This window comes from Streptomyces sp. NPDC059788 (assembly GCF_042732265.1).
GTDB lineage: Bacteria > Actinomycetota > Actinomycetes > Streptomycetales > Streptomycetaceae > Streptomyces.
On record NZ_JBHWHY010000002.1, the window covers coordinates 92,713 to 110,170 of the forward strand.

Annotated in this window: 13 protein-coding genes; 9 read left to right on the forward strand and 4 right to left on the reverse strand. The window is 72.7% G+C overall.

Annotated features, from left to right (window positions below; all coding sequences use genetic code 11):
* The first annotated feature begins 33 nt into the window (after positions 1 to 33).
* From ACFV57_RS02270 to ACFV57_RS02280, 3 genes are all read left to right on the forward strand, one after another.
* Positions 34 to 879: a DegV family protein gene (locus ACFV57_RS02270; protein WP_385224759.1), complete on the forward strand. Its 846-nt coding sequence runs from the start codon at positions 34 to 36 to the stop codon at positions 877 to 879.
* A gap of 814 nt (positions 880 to 1,693) precedes the next feature.
* Positions 1,694 to 2,467: a helix-hairpin-helix domain-containing protein gene (locus ACFV57_RS02275; protein ID WP_385224761.1), complete on the forward strand. Its 774-nt coding sequence runs from the start codon at positions 1,694 to 1,696 to the stop codon at positions 2,465 to 2,467.
* Positions 2,464 to 5,193, forward strand: coding sequence for a ComEC/Rec2 family competence protein (locus ACFV57_RS02280; protein WP_385224763.1), 2,730 nt, complete (start codon positions 2,464 to 2,466; stop codon positions 5,191 to 5,193). The genes ACFV57_RS02275 and ACFV57_RS02280 overlap by 4 nt, the downstream gene beginning before the upstream one ends.
* Here ACFV57_RS02280 and ACFV57_RS02285 read toward each other — a convergent pair.
* Positions 5,096 to 6,634, reverse strand: coding sequence for a PstS family phosphate ABC transporter substrate-binding protein (locus ACFV57_RS02285; RefSeq protein WP_385224765.1), 1,539 nt, complete (start codon positions 6,632 to 6,634; stop codon positions 5,096 to 5,098). The genes ACFV57_RS02280 and ACFV57_RS02285 overlap by 98 nt on opposite strands.
* A gap of 181 nt (positions 6,635 to 6,815) precedes the next feature.
* Here ACFV57_RS02285 and ACFV57_RS02290 point away from each other — a divergent pair, with 181 nt between their 5' ends.
* Positions 6,816 to 7,301: an RrF2 family transcriptional regulator gene (locus ACFV57_RS02290; RefSeq protein WP_385224767.1), complete on the forward strand. Its 486-nt coding sequence runs from the start codon at positions 6,816 to 6,818 to the stop codon at positions 7,299 to 7,301.
* Positions 7,302 to 7,570: 269 nt separating this feature from the next.
* Complete coding sequence (locus tag ACFV57_RS02295) at positions 7,571 to 8,365, forward strand: arylamine N-acetyltransferase (protein WP_385224769.1); 795 nt, start codon at positions 7,571 to 7,573, stop codon at positions 8,363 to 8,365.
* Between the two features lie 80 nt (positions 8,366 to 8,445).
* Here ACFV57_RS02295 and ACFV57_RS02300 read toward each other — a convergent pair whose 3' ends face one another.
* On the reverse strand, positions 8,446 to 8,691 hold the full coding sequence (locus ACFV57_RS02300) for a hypothetical protein (RefSeq protein ID WP_030677859.1): 246 nt from the start codon (positions 8,689 to 8,691) through the stop codon (positions 8,446 to 8,448).
* 73 nt (positions 8,692 to 8,764) lie between these two features.
* Here ACFV57_RS02300 and holA point away from each other — a divergent pair, with 73 nt between their 5' ends.
* The gene (gene holA, locus ACFV57_RS02305; protein ID WP_385224771.1) at positions 8,765 to 9,748 is read left to right on the forward strand and encodes a DNA polymerase III subunit delta; all 984 of its coding nucleotides are present in this window, start codon (positions 8,765 to 8,767) and stop codon (positions 9,746 to 9,748) included.
* Positions 9,749 to 10,400: 652 nt separating this feature from the next.
* On the opposite strand, the gene ACFV57_RS02310 is transcribed toward holA, so the two are convergent.
* The gene (locus ACFV57_RS02310; RefSeq protein WP_385224773.1) at positions 10,401 to 11,237 is read right to left on the reverse strand and encodes a hypothetical protein; all 837 of its coding nucleotides are present in this window, start codon (positions 11,235 to 11,237) and stop codon (positions 10,401 to 10,403) included.
* Between the two features lie 589 nt (positions 11,238 to 11,826).
* Entirely contained in the window at positions 11,827 to 12,093 is a 267-nt protein-coding gene (rpsT, locus tag ACFV57_RS02315) for a 30S ribosomal protein S20 (RefSeq protein WP_385224775.1), read from the reverse strand.
* A gap of 190 nt (positions 12,094 to 12,283) precedes the next feature.
* Here rpsT and lepA point away from each other — a divergent pair, with 190 nt between their 5' ends.
* The 3 genes from lepA to ACFV57_RS02330 all read left to right on the forward strand — a co-directional run bounded on the left by lepA (position 12,284) and on the right by ACFV57_RS02330 (position 17,237).
* On the forward strand, positions 12,284 to 14,152 hold the full coding sequence (lepA, locus tag ACFV57_RS02320) for a translation elongation factor 4 (protein ID WP_385224777.1): 1,869 nt from the start codon (positions 12,284 to 12,286) through the stop codon (positions 14,150 to 14,152).
* 361 nt (positions 14,153 to 14,513) lie between these two features.
* A complete protein-coding gene (locus tag ACFV57_RS02325) occupies positions 14,514 to 14,801 on the forward strand; it encodes a hypothetical protein (RefSeq protein ID WP_385224779.1) in 288 nt (95 codons plus the stop codon).
* 546 nt (positions 14,802 to 15,347) lie between these two features.
* A complete protein-coding gene (locus ACFV57_RS02330) occupies positions 15,348 to 17,237 on the forward strand; it encodes an AMP-dependent synthetase/ligase (RefSeq protein ID WP_385224781.1) in 1,890 nt (629 codons plus the stop codon).
* Positions 17,238 to 17,458: the final 221 nt, after the last annotated feature.

Below are 17,458 nucleotides of genomic sequence, written 5' to 3' on the forward strand. Positions count from 1 at the left end.
CGGGCGCCGGGTTCCCCGGATAACCTCCCAGTCATGTCCCGCCATGTCGCGATCGTCACCGATTCAACGGCCTACCTGCCGCGGGCGGCACTCCGGCGCCACCAGATCACGGCGGTACCGCTCACCGTCGTCCTCGGGGACGAGGCACTGGAGGAGGGCACCGAGATCTCGGCGAGATCGGTCGCGCAGGCCCTCCAGAAGCGCCGGTACGTGACGACATCGCGCCCCAGCCCGGAAACGTTCGCCGCCACCTACCGGGATTTGGCCAAGGCGGGCGCTCGGAGCATCGTCTCGCTGCACCTGTCCTCGGAGTTCTCCGGTACGTACGACGCGGCGGTGCTGGCGGCCGACGAGGCTCCCGTGCCGGTGCGCGTCGTGGACACCGGCATGGTCGCCATGGCGCTCGGCTTCTGTGCCCTGGCGGCGGCCGAGGCGGCGGAGTCCGGCGGCAGCCTGGACGAGGCGGTGGCCGCCGCCGAGAAGCGCGCCGAGCAGACGTCCGCCTACTTCTACGTCGACACCCTCGACTATCTGCGACGGGGCGGCCGGATCGGGGCGGCGCAGGCGCTCCTCGGCTCGGCCCTCGCCGTCAAGCCGCTGCTCCAGCTCGCCGACGGGCGTATCGACCTGCTGGAGAAGGTCCGTACGGCGTCCAAGGCGATCGCCCGGCTGGAGGAGATCGCCGTGGAGCGGGCGGGGGAGGGGCAGGTGGACATTGCCGTGCACCACCTCGCGGCGGCCGAACGCGCGGACGCACTGGCCGAGCGGCTGCGGGAGCGGGTGCCTGGGCTGGCCGAGCTGCACGTGAGCGAGGTGGGTGCGGTGATCGGCGCGCATACGGGGCCGGGGTTGCTGGGAGCGGTGGTTTCGCCGCGGTAGCGGGGCAGGGAGGGAGCGAGCCGGAAGAGCGGGGGAGGGTGAGGTGCGAGGAAGCCGCGTGGTGGAGGCGCGAAGTCACTCCTCAGGGTGACGCGGTTATCCACAACTGGTGGGTTATCCCCGGGATTTGACGGCTCGCGGCGAGATCGGCACGAGGTGCCTAACGTCGTTGGGCATGACGCAGAAATCACGCTCCGTAATCGATCGGCCTGGCGGTGCAACCGGCCTCGGTCCTGTCGCCGATCAAGGCCCTGCCGCCCAGTCTGATTTTGTCTCGGGCCCTGGCCTTGGTCCTGGTCCTGGTGCCGGACCTGGTCCCGGTCCTGGTTCAGGATTCCTTTCGGCTCCTGGTTCCGGTTCCGGCTTCGCTTCGGCCTGCGACCCGGATTTCGGTGCCGGTCTTCCTGCCTCCAGCTCCGGCCCCGGCTTCCACTCCGACCGGCCTCGCCGTCGGAGGACCGTGCGGGATGCGATGCGCGGGCGGGCTGCCCGGCGCGCGGAAACCGCCGCGGCAGTGCGCACCCGGGCCGAGGCACTCTTCCGCGGTCCGCCCGACCCGGGCCTGCGTACGGACCAGGCGGAGCCGAGCGGCAGCCCACCGCCCGGCCACCACGTGACGAGCCCCGGTGCCATGGCCGCTGACAAGCCTCCTGCCGTCGAACCAGCCGGTCCTTCCGAACCGGGCACATCAGCCGAACCAGTTGAACCAGCTGCATCAGCCGCACCAGTCGAACCGGATGAACCGGCAGGAGGCCAACCCCACGGCTTCGCGGACGGTGGGCACCGCGGCCGGGCGACCCGCATAGGGCTTGCCGTGCGGGAGCGGCTGCCGCTATGGGTGCAGTCGAGATGCGCGACCGACCCGAAAGCGCTGTCCGCCCTGGTCGTGGTGTTCGTGGTGGCGGTGGCCTTCGCGGTCCACCACTTCTGGGTGGCCCAACCCCAGCCCGTACGAGCACCGGCCGCCGCCAGGCCCACGGCGTTCCCGAGCCCGGCTCCCGCCCCGGCCCCTGGCCCGCAGTCGCAGGCGGCGCCGACTCCGGCAGGCGCGCCGCCGGCCGCGGGGCGGCTTCTCGTGGTCGATGTCGTCGGTAAGGTGCGGCTTCCCGGCATCCATCGACTGCCGCAAGGGGCCCGGGTCGCCGACGCGTTGCGGGCGGCGGGCGGTGTGCTGGACGGCGCGAGCATCCGCGGGCTGAACCGGGCGCGTCTGCTGGTCGACGGCGAACAGATCGCCGTGGACGTCCCAGGCGCAGGACCGGGAGCGGTGCCGGGCGCGGCGGGCCAGGGCACGGGCCCCGGAGCGGCAGTGGGCGCCGGGGCCGGGGCGGGCACCGGCGGTGGGGCGTCCTCCGGCAGCGTCGGAGGACCCGGTGGTACGGGCGCCGGAGCCGCCGCTCCCGTCAGCCTGAACTCCGCGACCGCGGAACAGCTCGACGGTCTCCCCGGCGTCGGCCCTGTCCTGGCCCGGCACATCATCGAATACCGCACCGCACACGGCGGCTTCACGTCCGTGGAACAACTCCGCGAGGTGAACGGTATCGGTGACCGTCGCTTCGCCGACCTGCGTCCCTTGGTCCAGCCGTGACCCCCGACCGCGCCGCGCCGCCTTCCCCGCCGCCCGGCACCACCCACACCCCGGCCCCCATCGCCACTACCGCCCGCGCCACTACCGATCCCGTCAGCCTCGATCACGCTGCCCCTGATCACCCCAACCCCGATCACGCCGCCGCCACCCGCACCGCCGTCCATGAGGCCGCGTCCTCCCCCTACGGTGCCGCCGACCCCCGCCGGGAGAGCGAAGTCGTCGATCTTCGTCTGGTGGGGCCCGCGCTGGCCGCGTGGGGAGCGGCGGCACTGGCCCTGGGGTGGTCCGGCGGTGCGGTGGCGGTGGCTTGTGCCGCGGCCGCGGTGTTCGCGGCGATAGGGATGGTCGCCGTGGCGCGTCGGCCGGACCGGCGGGGCGCCGGGGTTCTGGTGGCCCTCGCCGCGGCGTTGCTGAGCGCGGTCGCCGGAGCCGCGTCCGCCGCTCTGCACGCGGCGGACGTGCGGCGCGGCCCGCTGCCGGAGCTGGCGCGCCGCTACGCCCCGGTCACGGCCGAGGTGGAACTGACCGGCGATCCGCGGCTGACCCGCCCGCGGGTGCGCGGCGCGCAACAGGCACCGCCCGCCCTCGTGTTCACCGCCGACGCGCTCCGCGTCACCGCTCCGGACGGAACGGTCACCGCCACCCGCACCCCCGTCCTGGTCGTCGTCCACCGTACGAAACACCTCGCCGACTGGCAGCGCCTCCTGCCGTCGACCCGCGTCCGTGTCGCGGCCCGCGCGACACTGCCCCTCCAGTCGGCCGACCGTGCCGCCGCCGCCCTGCGGGTCACCGCGGGCCCCGGCCCTCAGGTGGTCGGTGCGCCCGATGCCCTGCAACGACTCGCCGGCGGCCTGCGCAACGGCCTCCGGGAGGCCACCGACGGCCTGAGCCCCGACGCCCGCGCTCTCCTGCCGGGCCTGGTGGTCGGTGACACCTCGCGCGTCCCGCCCGACCTCGACGACGCCTTCCGCACCACCGACCTGACCCACCTGCTCGCCGTCTCCGGCAGCAACCTGACCATCCTGCTCGTCCTGCTGATCGGCCCGCCCCACCTCGCCGTACGGGCCGAACGCCGCGGCCTGGCACCGCTCCTGGGCCTCTCGCTGCGCACCACCGCCCTGATCGGCGGCTCGATCGCGCTGGCCTTCGTCGTCGTCTGCCGTCCCGACCCCAGCGTGCTGCGCGCCGCCGCCTGCGGCCTGATCACCCTGCTCGCCATCGGGACGGGCCGCCGCCGTTCTCTCGTCCCCGCGCTCGCCGCCGCGGTCCTGGTGCTCGTGCTCTACGACCCCTGGCTGGCCCGCAGTTACGGCTTCCTGCTCTCCGTACTGGCCACCGGCGCCCTGCTCACCCTCGCCCCCCGCTGGAGCGCGGCCCTGCAACGCCGCCGGGTGCCGCCCCGCCTCGCCGAGGTGCTCGCCGCCGCGGCCGCGGCACAGACGGTCTGCGCGCCGGTCATCGTGGTGCTCGCCGCCCGCGTCGGCCTCGTCGCCATCCCCTGCAATCTGCTGGCGGAACTGGCCGTCGCCCCGGCCACCGTCCTGGGGTTCGCCGCGCTCGCCACCGCTCCGGTCGTCCCTCCCCTGGCCCACGCGCTGGCCTGGTGCGCGGGCTGGCCGACCGAATGGATCGCCGGCGTCGCCCGTACGGGAGCGGGACTGCCCGGCGCGGAGTTGGACTGGCCGGGCGGCTGGTCCGGTGCGCTGCTGCTGGCGGCCGTCACGGTGGTGTCCGTCTTAGTGGGGCGACGGCTGCTGCGCCGCCCCTGGCTGTGCGTCCTCGGCGTCCTGGCGCTGCTCGTGGCGATTCTGCGGCCGGCCCCGATCACCCGCGTCATCACCGGATGGCCGCCCCCGGACTGGCGCGCGGTGGCCTGCGATGTGGGACAGGGCGACGGCTTGGTGATCGCGGCCGGGGACGGCACGGCCCTGGTCGTGGACACCGGCCCGGAGCCGGCCGCCATCGACCGCTGCCTGACCGACTTGGGCGTGCGCCGCATCCCGCTCCTCGTCCTCACACACTTCCACGCCGACCACGTCAGCGGGTTGCCCGGAGTGCTGCGCGGGCGCTCGGTCGGCGCCATCGAGACCACGACCCTGCCCGAACCGCCCGGTCAGGCCGCCTTCGTACACCGCACGGCAGCGGCAGCGGGTGTGCCGGTGACCGGTTCCGCGCCGGGGGAGCGGCGCAGCATCGGCCCGCTCAGCTGGCAGGTCCTGTGGCCGCCCGCCACCGACCCCGGCCATCCCTCCGCCGTCTCCTCCCGCGCCGTGGAAGGTCCCAACGACGCCAGCGTCACGCTGCTGCTGCGCACCGCCGGCCTGACCTTCCTCCTCCTCGGCGACCTCGAACCGGTCTCCCAGCAAGCCCTGCTGGCCACGCTTTCCGATCTGCCCACCGTGGACGTCCTCAAGGTCGCCCACCACGGTTCCGCCTACCAGGACCCGCAGCTCATACGCCGCCTGGCGCCGCGCATCGCCCTGATCAGCTGTGGCGCGGACAATCCGTACGGCCATCCGGCGCCGCGCACCGTCCAGGCACTGCGTTCCCAGGGCGCCCGGGTGCTGCGTACGGACACCGACGGCGATCTCGCGGTGCTGGGCGGCCGGGACGGGCCGGCCACCGCCGTCAGGGGCGGCAGACGGAGCCGGGCACCCTGGCCTGGTCGGCGCAGGGCACGTGCTTGTACTTGCGCAGGATGTTCTTCGCCGTGTCGGAGTCCATGAACGCCCGGAACTTCGCGGTGAGCGAGCCGTCCTCGGGCTCCCCGTACGTGTAGAGGTACTCCACCGTCCAGAAGGGATAGGCACGTTGTCCACCCCACTCGATGTCGGGCTCGCGCCCGTTCAGCCGGATGCCGGTCACCCGCGGGTGCTTGGCCGCCGCGTAGACCTCCGCGTACCCGATCGCGCCCGGCACGCGGCCGACCGCGTCCAGCAGGCTGCCGGTGCTGTTCACCTCGCAGCGCGTGACGCGTGCCGTCGCGTCGCGGTCCTTGCCGCTGCAGTCGTACGACGACACCGTGCCCGGCTCCGAGCCGCGCAGCACGGACGTCTCGAACGCGCGACGGCTGCCCGAGGCCGCGTCCCGGCCGACGATGCGCACCGGCAGGTTGTTGCCGCCGAGCTGCTCCCAGTTGGTGTACCGGCCGTCGTAGATGCCGCGCAGCTGCTCGGAGGTGAGGTTGTCGACGCCGGTCCGGTCGTTCACGACCAGGCCCAGCAGGATGATCGCGACGCGTCGGCCCGCCAGCTTGCGGTAGATGGACGGCGCGGCGACGTCCGACACTGCGAGGCGGGCGGGTCCGCCGGCCGGCGCGGACCTGCCCGCCCGGCTCAGCCGCCCCAGCCCGGCCAGGCTGCCGCTCTCCGCCACCTCGATCTCGGCGCCCCGGCAGCGTGCCGCGTACTGCCGGGCGATCTCCCGCATCGGCGGCGCGAAGGCGCTGGAACCGTCGATGGTCAGCCGCCCGGTCGCACACTCCCCGTCCGCCACCGCCGTGCGCCCGTTGAGCAGCAGACCGCCCAGCAGGCCGACCAGGATGATGCAGACGCCGCCCAGGGCGAGGCTCAGTTTGCGGGGACCCCAGCGCTGCGTGTTGCGCCGGATCCGCCCGCCGCTGATGAACCCGCCGACCACGACCTCGCCCGGCCGCCCGCCGCCCGCACCCTCGGGGCGGCTCCGGCTTGCCCCGCCCTCGTCGTCCGCCGACAGCAGTACCAGCAGCTTGAAGTGGTTGCGCTTGTTCAGCGGCACCTTGGGCACGACGAGCCGGCCGCCGCTGTACCGCAGGCCGCCGCCGTTGCGGGTCAGCATCCCCATCAGGTCGGGCGGGTTGGCGTCCGGCACCTCCACCCCGATGACCGTGCGCCCGGTGAACTCGACGGACAGCGGCTCCTGATAGTCCTGCCGCACGATGTCCTTGCCGCCGTCGTTCTCGAACCGCAGCAGTGCCAGGGTGGCGTCGGTGATCTCCTGGTCCTGCCTGAGCAGCCGCAGCTGTACGAGACTGTGCGCGTCCCGCGGGTTCATGCCGATCGCGGTGTCCATCTGGACGCGGTAGCCGATGCGCTTGCGGCCCGGCAGAAACCGCTCTACGGCCCAGAGCACGGCCGTGACGACGACCCCCGCCGCGGCGAGGAGCGTCTCGGTGTCCGGCAGGGTCACGACTACCTCGCACAGCTGATCGGATGGCCGAATGTCAGCAATGTAGGGAGGCCGGAGTGCGCCCGGGACGGCTTCGGCATCCCGTCACCAGAGGTTCATCCGCCGTCCGTACGGCCGGTGACGGCGGTGGGCCCGCAGCGTTCGGGAGCCCCCGTAATCCGGACCTGTAGACTCCAGAAATATGAGGATGAGCGAGGGCGTCGAGTGGGCCCTGCACTGCTGCGTAACCCTGGCCTCGCTCGGCGACGAGCGGCCCGTGTCGACAGCCCGGCTGGCCGCCTCCTTCGATCTGCCCCAGGCTTATCTGAACAAGCGCCTGCAGTCCCTGGTCCGGGCCGGCATCCTGACCTCGACCCCGGGCGCCCGCGGCGGCTTCCGGCTGGCCCGGCCGCCCGAGCGGATCTCTCTGATGGACGTCGTCGCCGCCATCGAGGGCACCGACGACGTCTTCCGGTGCACCGAGATCCGCCGCCAGGGTCCCGGCTCCGAAGCGCCCGACCGGGACTTCCGCCGCCCCTGCGGCATCTCCACCGCGATGCGCAGGGCCGAGCTGGCCTGGCGCCGCGAGCTGGCCAAACAGACCGTCGCCGATCTCCTGACGGGCATCCCGGGAGCAGCGGCGGAGCGCACTCGCCGCTGGTTCGCGACCGAGAGGACGAGCACCTGATGGACATCCCGCAGGCACCATCCGAGTCGGCACCACGGGAAGGGCGGGAACGGCAGGAAGGAGGGGAGGGGCGGGAACCTCAGGCGTCGGAGACGTCACAGGCGGCACACCCGCCGCAGCCCGGCGACGGAGCGCCGCAGCCCGGCGACGAAGTGCCACAGTCGGACGGCGGAGCACCGAAGCCGGCCGACGGAGCACCGCAGTCCGCCGACGGAGCACCGCAGTCGGACGGCGGAGCGTCGCCCGCCCGGCCCTCGGACGCCGAGCGGATGCGTGCCGAACCGCTCGACCCGACACGTACCGACGCCTACCTCCGGCGCATCGGCGCCGCCCGCCCGGCCGGCCCCGACGCCGAGGCGCTGCGCGACCTGCACCTTCGGCATCTGAGAGCCGTGCCGTTCGAGAACCTCTCCGTCCACCTCGGCGAGGATGTGGAGCTGCGCCCCCAGGCGCTGGTGGACAAGATCGTCGGTGCCTCGCGCGGCGGCTTCTGCTACGAACTCAACGGCGCTTTCGCCGCCCTGCTCCGCGCCCTCGGCTACCGGGTCGACCTCCTCGCCGCCCGGGTCTTCGGCCCCGAGGGCCCCGGCATTCCGTACGACCACCTCGCGCTGCGCGTCCACGGTGGCGACGGGTGCGACGGGCCGTGGCTCGCCGACATCGGCTTCGGGAAGAACAGCCACCACCCGCTGCGCCTGGACAGCCGCGACGAACAGGCCGACCCCGCCGGGGTGTTCCGTATCGAGGAGACCGCCGACGGCGACCTCGACGTACTGCGGGACGGTGTGCCGCAGTACCGGCTGGAACAGCGGCCGCGCGCCCTGGCCGACTTCGTGGCGGGCTGCTGGTACCACCGCACCTCGCCGGACTCGCACTTCACCCGGTCGCTGGTCTGCTCCCTGCTGACGGAGACCGGCCGCGTCACGCTCTCCGGCCGTACGCTCGTGATCACGGACGCCGACGGTGGCCGGACGGAGCGGGAACTGACCGACGACGAGGTGCTCCCCGCGTACCGGACCCACTTCGGCATCACACTGGACCGGATACCGGAACCGCGGGGCTGACGCGCGCCACCAAGGCGCGGGGACGCCGCCGCCCGGCCCCGGCGGGCCTGCCGCCCGCCTGCCCGGCAGGCGGCTGACCGCTACTCGGCCTCCAGCCACCCCTCGTACTCGTCCGCGAGGGCGTCCAGCTTCGCCGGGTCGTGGACGCCTGCCGGGTCCTCGACGACCACCAGCCACTGGGCGTCCTCGGCGTCGTCCTCACCCGCCAGGGCGTCCCGTACGAGCTGGGGTTCCTCCGTGACGCCGAAGCGCTCGGCCAGCGCTTCGGCGACCTCCTCGGCGGAGTCGCGGTCGGGCAGCACCAGAACATGTCGTACATCGCTCACCGGGCCATTGTCCGGCAGCCGGGGGGCGGGGACCGAACGCCGCTGTCAGTGGGGCGTGGGATGCTGGAGCGCGATGGCCAGGAAAGCAGCAAACGACGACCCGCTCGCACCGCTCACGCTCGCCGTGGGCCAGGAGGACCTGCTCCTGGACCGCGCCGTGCAGCAGGTGGTGGCGGCGGCCCGCGCCGCCGACGCGGACACCGATGTCCGGGACCTCGCGCCCGACCAGCTCCAGCCCGGCACGCTCGCCGAGCTGACCAGCCCCTCGCTGTTCGCCGAGCGCAAGGTCGTGGTGGTCCGCAACTCCCAGGACCTGTCCGCCGACTCGGTCAAGGACGTGAAGAAGTACCTCGGCTCCCCGGTCGAGGAGATCACCCTCGTGCTGCTGCACGCCGGCGGCGCCAAGGGCAAGGGCCTGCTGGACGCCGCCCGCAAGGCCGGTGCGCGGGAGGTCGCCTGCGCCAAGATGACCAAGCCCGCCGACCGCCTCGCGTTCGTGCGCGGCGAGTTCCGCGCGGCGGGCCGCTCCGCCACCCCGGAGGCGTGCCAGGCGCTGGTGGACGCGATCGGCAGCGACCTGCGCGAGCTGGCCTCGGCCTGTTCGCAGCTCGTCGCCGACATCGAGGGCACCATCGACGACGCCATCGTCGCCCGCTACTACCGCGGCCGTGCCGAGGCGTCGAGCTTCACCGTCGCGGACCGTGCCGTGGAGGGCCGGGCCGCCGAAGCCCTGGAGGCGCTGCGCTGGGCCATGTCGACGGGCGTCGCACCCGTCATGATCACGAGCGCGCTCGCCCAGGGTGTCCGCGCCATCGGCAAGCTGGCCTCCGCCCCGCGCGGTGCCCGCCCCGGTGACCTCGCCCGCGAGCTGGGTATGCCGCCCTGGAAGATCGACCGGGTGCGGCAGCAGATGCGCGGCTGGTCGGCGGACGGTGTCGCGACGGCGCTGCGCGCGGTGGCCGAGGCCGACGCGGGCGTCAAGGGCGGCGGCGACGATCCCGAATACGCACTGGAAAAGGCCGTCGTCACCATCGCCCGCGCCGCCCGCTCCCGCTGACGGGGCGAGGCGGGGCGGGGCCGGAAACCGCCCGTGCCGGGTGGGCCTGGGCCCGGTTGCCGTTGTCCGGGCGCTGACCTGCTCCCACTGACCAGACGCCGTCCTGCCTTCGTCGGCCGGGCGCCGGTCTGCTCGTGTCGGGGGGCGACGGTCAGGTGCTCGTTGTCCGGGCATGGGTCTGCTCGTGCCGGTGGGCGTCGGCCCGGTTTCCGTAACCCGGGCGTCGGTCTGCTCACGCAGGGCGGGAGTAGGCCCGGTTCCCGTAGCCTGGGCGGCGGCCTGCTCGCACCGGGTGGGCGTCGGCCCCCCGGGGATCGGCCTGTCCCATCAGTCGGCCGGGACCGCCCCGCTCGCGGCGGCTGCTCCACCGGCCAGCCCCCGCAGCCCGGACGTCAACCGAATCCCGCGGGTCGACACGCGCTCGCCGTCCGGACCCGGGCCTGCTCTCGCGCCCGCCGCCCGTACCGTCCCCGGGACGCCCCCCCAGCCCCTCCCGACCGAGCAGCCCCGCCAGCCCCCCGACGGGACCAGAACGGAAGACCAACCCGGCCAACCCCGCCAACCCCGACCGGGGCCGGACCGGATCAGACCAGAGGGCCGATCTCAACCGGACCGGAAGACCAGTCCCGCCTCCCCCTACCGCCCCCGGGCCTCACTCCCCCCGTAGCTTGCGGAGGGTCTCCGTGGCGCTGGACTTGAGCATGCCCGTGACCTGCTCGGTCGTCGGGGGCTTGGTCGAGCTGGTGCGCGAGGTGTAGCTCGACCAGGTGATCTGGTACGTCGCCCAGCCGTCGCGGACGCCGAGAATCACGTACGAGCCGCTGCTGTCGTCGGACCGGCTGACGACGTACGCCTCGTCGCCGAGGCCCGGCACCGGCGTGACCTTGTACGAGATCGAGCTGCGCTGGCTCTCGTACGCGCGGTAGTTGTCCGCGAACTCCGGCGCCGGGTCGGTCTTCTTGTGCAGGGTGGCGCTGCTGTAGACCCAGGTCGAGGAGTAGTCGCCGCTGTCGGCGCCCGAGGGCTTCAGTTCGGCGTTGCACCACATCGAGTCGAGCGCGCCTTGCTGGACGCCGCTGTACTGCGGATTCTGCGCGCCGCCGCCGGATGCGCCCGACGACGAGGAAGAGCTCCCGGCCGGTTTGATCTTGAAGTTCGCGCTCTCGAACGGGGTGAACGAGGTCCGGTCGCAGAGGTCGGACGTGTACGAGTAGCCCGCCAGGTCCGGGTCGGGCCGTGCGTCCCCGAAAGCACCGACGGCGAAGAGGAGCGCGCCGCCCATCGCCGATGCGGCCACCGCCCCGCCGAGCGCCCACAGCCAGTGCTGTGCACTTCCGCCCCCGGAGCCGCCGGTCCCGCCGCCCCCGCCGGACACCGATCCGCCGGTCCCGGCCGGGACCACGCCCGGCTGCTGCGGCCCGCCCGCCGCCGGGAATCCGTACGCGCCGCCTGCGCCGGGCCCCGGATCGTACGGGCCCTGCTGCGGCACCCCGGAACCGTACGGTCCAGGACTCACCGGCCCCGGACTCACCGGCCCCGGACTCACCGGCCCCGGGCCCACCGGCCCCGGGCCCACCGGCCCCGGGCCCACCGGCCCCGGGCCCACCGGCCCCGGGCCCACCGGCCCCGGACCCACTGCCCCGGGCCCTTGCTGGGCCGCGTCCGATGCCGGCTGGGCGGTCAGCGGGGGAGACGGCGGCTGGGAGGGAGTGGGTGGCTGTGGCTGCGCGTAGGGATGGTGCTGATCCCCCGGAATCGACATGCGCGGCAGCGTAGCGGACCGGAACAGACCGCAGGGCCGCAATGGTGATCTGCGCCACAGGGGGACCTGAGGGCGGCGGTCGATGGGGCCCCGCCCGGAGAGCCGCAGTACAGAGGCCCGTTGCCCGTCTCTCCCGCACGACGAAAGACCCCGCAACCCCCGGGGAAGGGTGGTCACGAGGTCTTTCGTCTCAAGCTGTGTGTGCGCCGCACCCGCGTGGCGAACGCAGGCCGTGTGCGGCGCGGTGGTGCACCGGAAGGAGCGGAGAGAGGGGCCGCTGGGCCCTTACCGGCAGGGGTGAAGCGTGAAGAACAGGTCAGGCCTTGAGGGCCGCGACCTTCTTGGCCAGCGCCGACTTCTTGTTGGCGGCGGCGTTCTTGTGGATGACACCCTTGCTGACGGCCTTGTCGAGCTTCTTGGCGGCCAGGGCCTGGGCGGCGGTGGCCTTCTGCAGGTCACCGGTCTCCACGGCCTCGCGGGTGCGACGGATCGCGGTGCTCAGAGCGGACTTGGCAGCCTTGTTGCGCTGACGAGCCTTCTCGTTGGTCTTGATCCGCTTCATCTGGGACTTGATGTTCGCCACGAAAGAGCCTTTTCAGGTTCGTTGGAATTTCGAGTCGCGCTTCGTACGAGAGGGCACAAAGCGCAGTGGACCAGGCTACCAGCCGCTTCCTCGGCCTCCCAAACCGGACCAGGACCGCCGCGCATGGGACCATGGGGGAGACGAAAAACAACCGAGTCCCGCCTACCCGCGTTCTCTGAATGGACCCTGCGTGCCCGCGACCCCTACGAACGTGCCGGAGCCGAGCCGTACCGACCCGGCTCTCATCCGTAACTTTTGCATCATCGCGCACATCGACCACGGCAAGTCCACACTCGCCGACCGGATGCTCCAGCTGACCGGCGTCGTCGACCAGCGGCAGATGCGCGCGCAGTACCTCGACCGCATGGACATCGAGCGCGAGCGCGGCATCACGATCAAGTCCCAGGCGGTCCGCCTGCCCTGGGCGCCCACCGACGAGGACAGTGGCGCGACCCGCATCCTCAACATGATCGACACTCCGGGCCACGTGGACTTCACGTACGAGGTCTCGCGCTCCCTCGCCGCGTGCGAGGGCTGCATCCTCCTCGTGGACGCGGCCCAGGGCATCGAGGCACAGACCCTCGCCAACCTGTACCTGGCGATGGAGCACGACCTTGTGATCATCCCGGTGCTCAACAAGATCGACCTGCCGGCCGCGCAGCCCGAGAAGTTCGCCAAGGAGCTGGCCAACCTCGTCGGCTGCGAGCCCGAGGACGTGCTGAAGGTCTCCGCCAAGACCGGCGTCGGCGTCCCCGAGCTGCTGGACAAGGTCGTCCGCGAGGTGCCGGCCCCGGTCGGCGTCAAGGACGCGCCCGCCCGCGCGATGATCTTCGACTCGGTCTACGACGCGTACCGCGGTGTCGTGACGTACGTGAAGGTCGTCGACGGCACGCTCAGCAAGCGCGAGCGGATCAAGATGATGTCCACCGGCGCCGCCCACGAGCTGCTGGAGATCGGTACGAACTCGCCCGAGATGAAGGCCGCCGACGGCCTGTCCGTGGGCGAGGTCGGCTACCTGATCACCGGCGTGAAGGACGTCCGCCAGTCCAAGGTCGGCGACACCATCACCCAGCTCAGCAAGGGTGCCGAAGAGCCGCTCGGCGGCTACAAGGACCCCAAGCCGATGGTCTTCTCCGGCCTGTACCCGCTCGACGGCTCCGACTACCCGGAGCTGCGCGACGCCCTGGACAAGCTCCAGCTCAACGACGCCGCGCTGGTCTACGAGCCGGAGACCTCCGCGGCCCTCGGCTTCGGCTTCCGCGTCGGCTTCCTGGGCCTGCTCCACCTGGAGGTCATCCGCGAGCGCCTGGAGCGTGAGTTCGGCCTCGACCTGATCGCCACCGCCCCCAACGTGGTCTACCGCGTGGACATGGAGGACGGCGCCGAGCACGAGGTCACCAACCCGAGCGAGTTCCCGACCGGCAAGATCGACAAGGTCCACGAGCCGGTCGTACGGGCCACGATCCTGGCCCCCAGCGAGTTCATCGGCTCGATCATGGAGCTGTGCCAGAACCGGCGCGGCAACCTGCTCGGCATGGACTACCTCTCCGAGGACCGGGTCGAGATCCGCTACACCCTGCCGCTCGCCGAGGTCGTCTTCGACTTCTTCGACCAGCTGAAGTCCAAGACCCGTGGCTACGCCTCGCTGGACTACGAGCCCACCGGCGAGCAGGTCGCCGACCTGGTCAAGGTCGACATCCTGCTGCACGGCGACAAGGTCGACGCGTTCTCCGCGATCTGCCACAAGGACAAGGCGTACGCGTACGGCGTGCGGCTGGTCGCCAAGCTGCGCGAGCTGATCCCGCGGCAGAGCTTCGAGGTGCCGATCCAGGCCGCCATCGGCAGCCGGGTCATCGCCCGTGAGACGGTCCGCGCGATCCGCAAGGACGTGCTCGCCAAGTGCTACGGCGGTGACATCTCCCGTAAGCGGAAGCTGCTGGAGAAGCAGAAGGAAGGCAAGAAGCGGATGAAGATGGTCGGCAGCGTGGAGGTTCCGCAGGAAGCCTTCATCGCGGTGCTGTCCTCCGACTCCGACGGCGACTCCAAGAGCAAGAAGTAGCGGTAGCAAGCGCTCCGTCGTTCCGTTCAGCCCCCGACCGATTCCGGGCCGGGGGCTGAATGCTGTCCTGGGGCGGTCCCCGCTCCCGGCGGCCCCCAGCGCACCCCCAGTGCCCCCGGCACCCCGGCCCTCGGTGGCCCCGCACCGCGTACGCCGCCCGCTCGGCCCTCGTGCGCCGTCCGCTCGGCTGTCCCTTGCGTACGGCATCCGGGGGTTCGAGCGGGAAATCGGCGGCCAGGCGGTTTCCGGGACCCGCCGGGCGCCGTTGTCGTGGTGGCAGCGGTGTTCCGGGCGGCCCAGGGGGCGTCCGGGCGGCATGAGTGCCGTGCCGCCGAGGAGGCCGCGCCAGAAAGGGATACGTATGAAGTACACCAAGGTCGCCGCGCTGCTGGCAGGGGCCGCGTTGTCCGTGGGTGTCGCCGCGCCCGCCTTCGCCGACCAGTCGGGGGCGGAGAAGTTCAGGAGTGGCGTCAAGGGGACGGTCGGCGGTGCGCAGACGGCCGTCACCCAGCTCGGCGGCGGGCTGAAGAAGATCAACGGGGCGCTGAAGGGCGACCAGCGGATCGGCCACATGGTCGGCGACTCGGCCTCGTCGAACGCGCCCAGCGCCGACGGCATCGGTCTCCAAGCCGCGTCATTGGGCCGCTGACCCCTTACGTCATCGGGCCGGTGACCTTGCGACGGCATCGGCCCGGTGCCCCTCCGATGACATAGGGCTGCTGCCCCGGAGGCACAGGGCTGCTTCCCGACGGCATCGGCCTCCAGGCCGCGTCACCGGGCCGCTGACCCGCCCGTCGTCGGGCCGTTGACCCGCCCATAACCGGGTCAATGGCCCCCCGCCCGCCACCGGGTCGCCGGCCCACCCGTATCCGGGCCCCTACCCCGCCGCCCGCACCCCGCACCACCCTCGTGCCCCCCGCCAGGGCGGACGCTCGGCGACCCGCCTCGTCCGGCGGCCCGCCCCGAACCATCCAAAGACCGGCGACAGCCCACGCTCACCAGCCCGAACGCCATCCCCCCGGCCCCCGCCCGGCCCTCCTCCGGCAGAAATGTGTACCGGGCACCCACCGCACTGGTCTCATCCTGAACCAGTCCGCCGCAGCCCCTTACGCCATGGCGCAACGCGCTCTAGTCTGATCACTGCTCGAAGGTTACTCGCGAGTCACCAGCAACGTAGCGGGCCCCGGAGGATGCCGTGACGGACACCCAGACGCTGATCGAGAACCGGCCACCTTCCGTGGCGACCCTCTTCCTGGAGCGTGTCGCAGCCACCCCCGACCACGAGGCGTACCGCTATCCGGTGCCGTCCGCCGAGGGCCGGGGACCCGATGACTGGAAGGTGCTGAGCTGGGCCGATGCCGCCCAGCGGGTGTACGCGGTGGCCGCCGGGCTGATCTCGCTGGGCGTCCGGCCCGAGGAGCGGGTGGCGCTCGCCTCCAGTACCCGCGTCGAGTGGATTCTCGCCGACCTCGGAGTGCTGTGTTCCGGCGCGGCCACCACGACCGTCTACCCCAGCACCAACGCGGACGAGACGGCGTTCATCCTCGCCGACTCCGGCAGCCGTGTGCTGATCGCCGAGGACGCGGGCCAGCTCGCCAAGGCCCGCGAGAAGCGCGCCGAGCTGCCGGACCTGGCCCATGTCGTGGTCGTCGACGAGGCCGGAGCGCAGTCGGCCGAGGGCGACCCGGAGGACTGGGTGCTCTCCCTGGCCGAGCTGGAACAGCGCGGCGCCGCCCATCTGGAGAAGAACCCGGACTGCGTGAAGGAGCAGGTCGGGGCCCTGCGCGCCGATCAGCTCGCGACGTTGATCTACACCTCGGGCACCACCGGTCGCCCCAAGGGCGTACGGCTGCCGCACGACTGCTGGTCGTACATGGCGCGGGCGATCCAGGCGACCGGCCTGGTCACCGAGGACGATGTGCAGTACCTGTGGCTGCCGCTGGCGCACGTCTTCGGGAAGGTGCTGACCGCGGGGCAGATCTCCGTCGGGCACGTGATCGCGGTGGACGGCCGGGTCGACAAGATCATCGAGAATCTGCCGGTGGTGCAGCCGACCTATATGGCGGCCGTGCCGCGGATCTTCGAGAAGGTCTACAACGGCGTGGTGTCCAAGGCCCGGGAGGGCGGCGCCGCCAAGTACAAGATCTTCCAGTGGGCGGCGGGCGTGGCCCGCGACTACGCCAAGGCGTCCCAGGAGAACTTCCGCCGTACGGGCAACGCCTCCGTCCCCTTCGCGCTCGGCGCCAAGCACAAGATCGCCGACGCGCTCGTCTACGCCAAGCTGCGCGAGGCCTTCGGCGGCCGGCTGCGCGCCGCGGTCTCCGGCTCCGCTGCCCTCGCCCCCGAGATCGGCTACTTCTTCGCCGGCGCCGGCATCCACATCCTGGAGGGGTACGGGCTCACCGAGTCCAGCGCGGCCAGCTTCGTGAACCCGGGCGAGGCGTACCGCACCGGTACGGTCGGCAAGCCGCTGCCCGGCACGGAGGTGCGGATCGCCGAGGACGGCGAGGTGCTGCTGCGCGGGCCGGGCATCATGGAGGGCTACCACGGGCTGCCGGAGAAGACGGCCGAGGTGCTGGAGTCGGACGGCTGGTTCCACACCGGCGACATCGGCGAGCTGTCCCCGGACGGCTATCTGCGGATCACCGACCGCAAGAAGGACCTGATCAAGACCTCCGGCGGCAAGTACATCGCGCCGGCCGAGGTCGAGGGGCAGTTCAAGGCGGTCTGCCCGTTCGTCTCCAATGTGCTGGTGCACGGCGCCAACCGGAACTTCTGCACCGCGCTGATCGCCCTCGACGAGCCGACGATCATGGGCTGGGCCGCCGAGCACGGCCTCAAGGGCATGCCGTACGCCGAGGTCGTGGGCGCGCCGCAGACCCGCGAGCTGATCGAGGGCTACGTGGAGCGGGTCAACGAGGGGCTCCAGCGCTGGCAGCAGATCCGCAAGTTCCGGCTGCTGCCGCGGGACCTGGACATCGAGCACGGCGAGGTCACCCCCAGCCTCAAGATCAAGCGACCGGTGGTGGAACGGGCCTTCAAGGGCCTGCTGGAGGAGATGTACGAGGGCGCCCGCGAGGCGTAGCGCCGGGCCACCACCGCGCCTCGCGGCGACCAGGCCCGACGGCCCGGCACCCAGACACGAGGCGCGGCACCCAGACACGAGGCGCGGCGACCGGACCCGGCGGCCCGGCGCCCAGCGGTCGCCCCGCCCCGGCAGCGTTCGCCCCGGCAGCGAGCGGTGGGGGCACCCGCGGCCCACCGGGGGCCCCCCCCCCCCCCCCCCGGCCCCCGCCCCCACGCGAC

Excerpts from the sequence above, each read along its gene's own strand:
- ACFV57_RS02270 (WP_385224759.1), top strand. The coding sequence starts at position 34 with ATGTCCCGCCATGTCGCGATCGTCACCGATTCAACGGCCTACCTGCCG.
- ACFV57_RS02290 (WP_385224767.1), top strand. The coding sequence starts at position 6,816 with ATGAGGATGAGCGAGGGCGTCGAGTGGGCCCTGCACTGCTGCGTAACC.
- ACFV57_RS02295 (WP_385224769.1), top strand. The coding sequence starts at position 7,571 with ATGCGTGCCGAACCGCTCGACCCGACACGTACCGACGCCTACCTCCGG.
- holA (WP_385224771.1), top strand. The coding sequence starts at position 8,765 with ATGGCCAGGAAAGCAGCAAACGACGACCCGCTCGCACCGCTCACGCTC.
- ACFV57_RS02325 (WP_385224779.1), top strand. The coding sequence starts at position 14,514 with ATGAAGTACACCAAGGTCGCCGCGCTGCTGGCAGGGGCCGCGTTGTCC.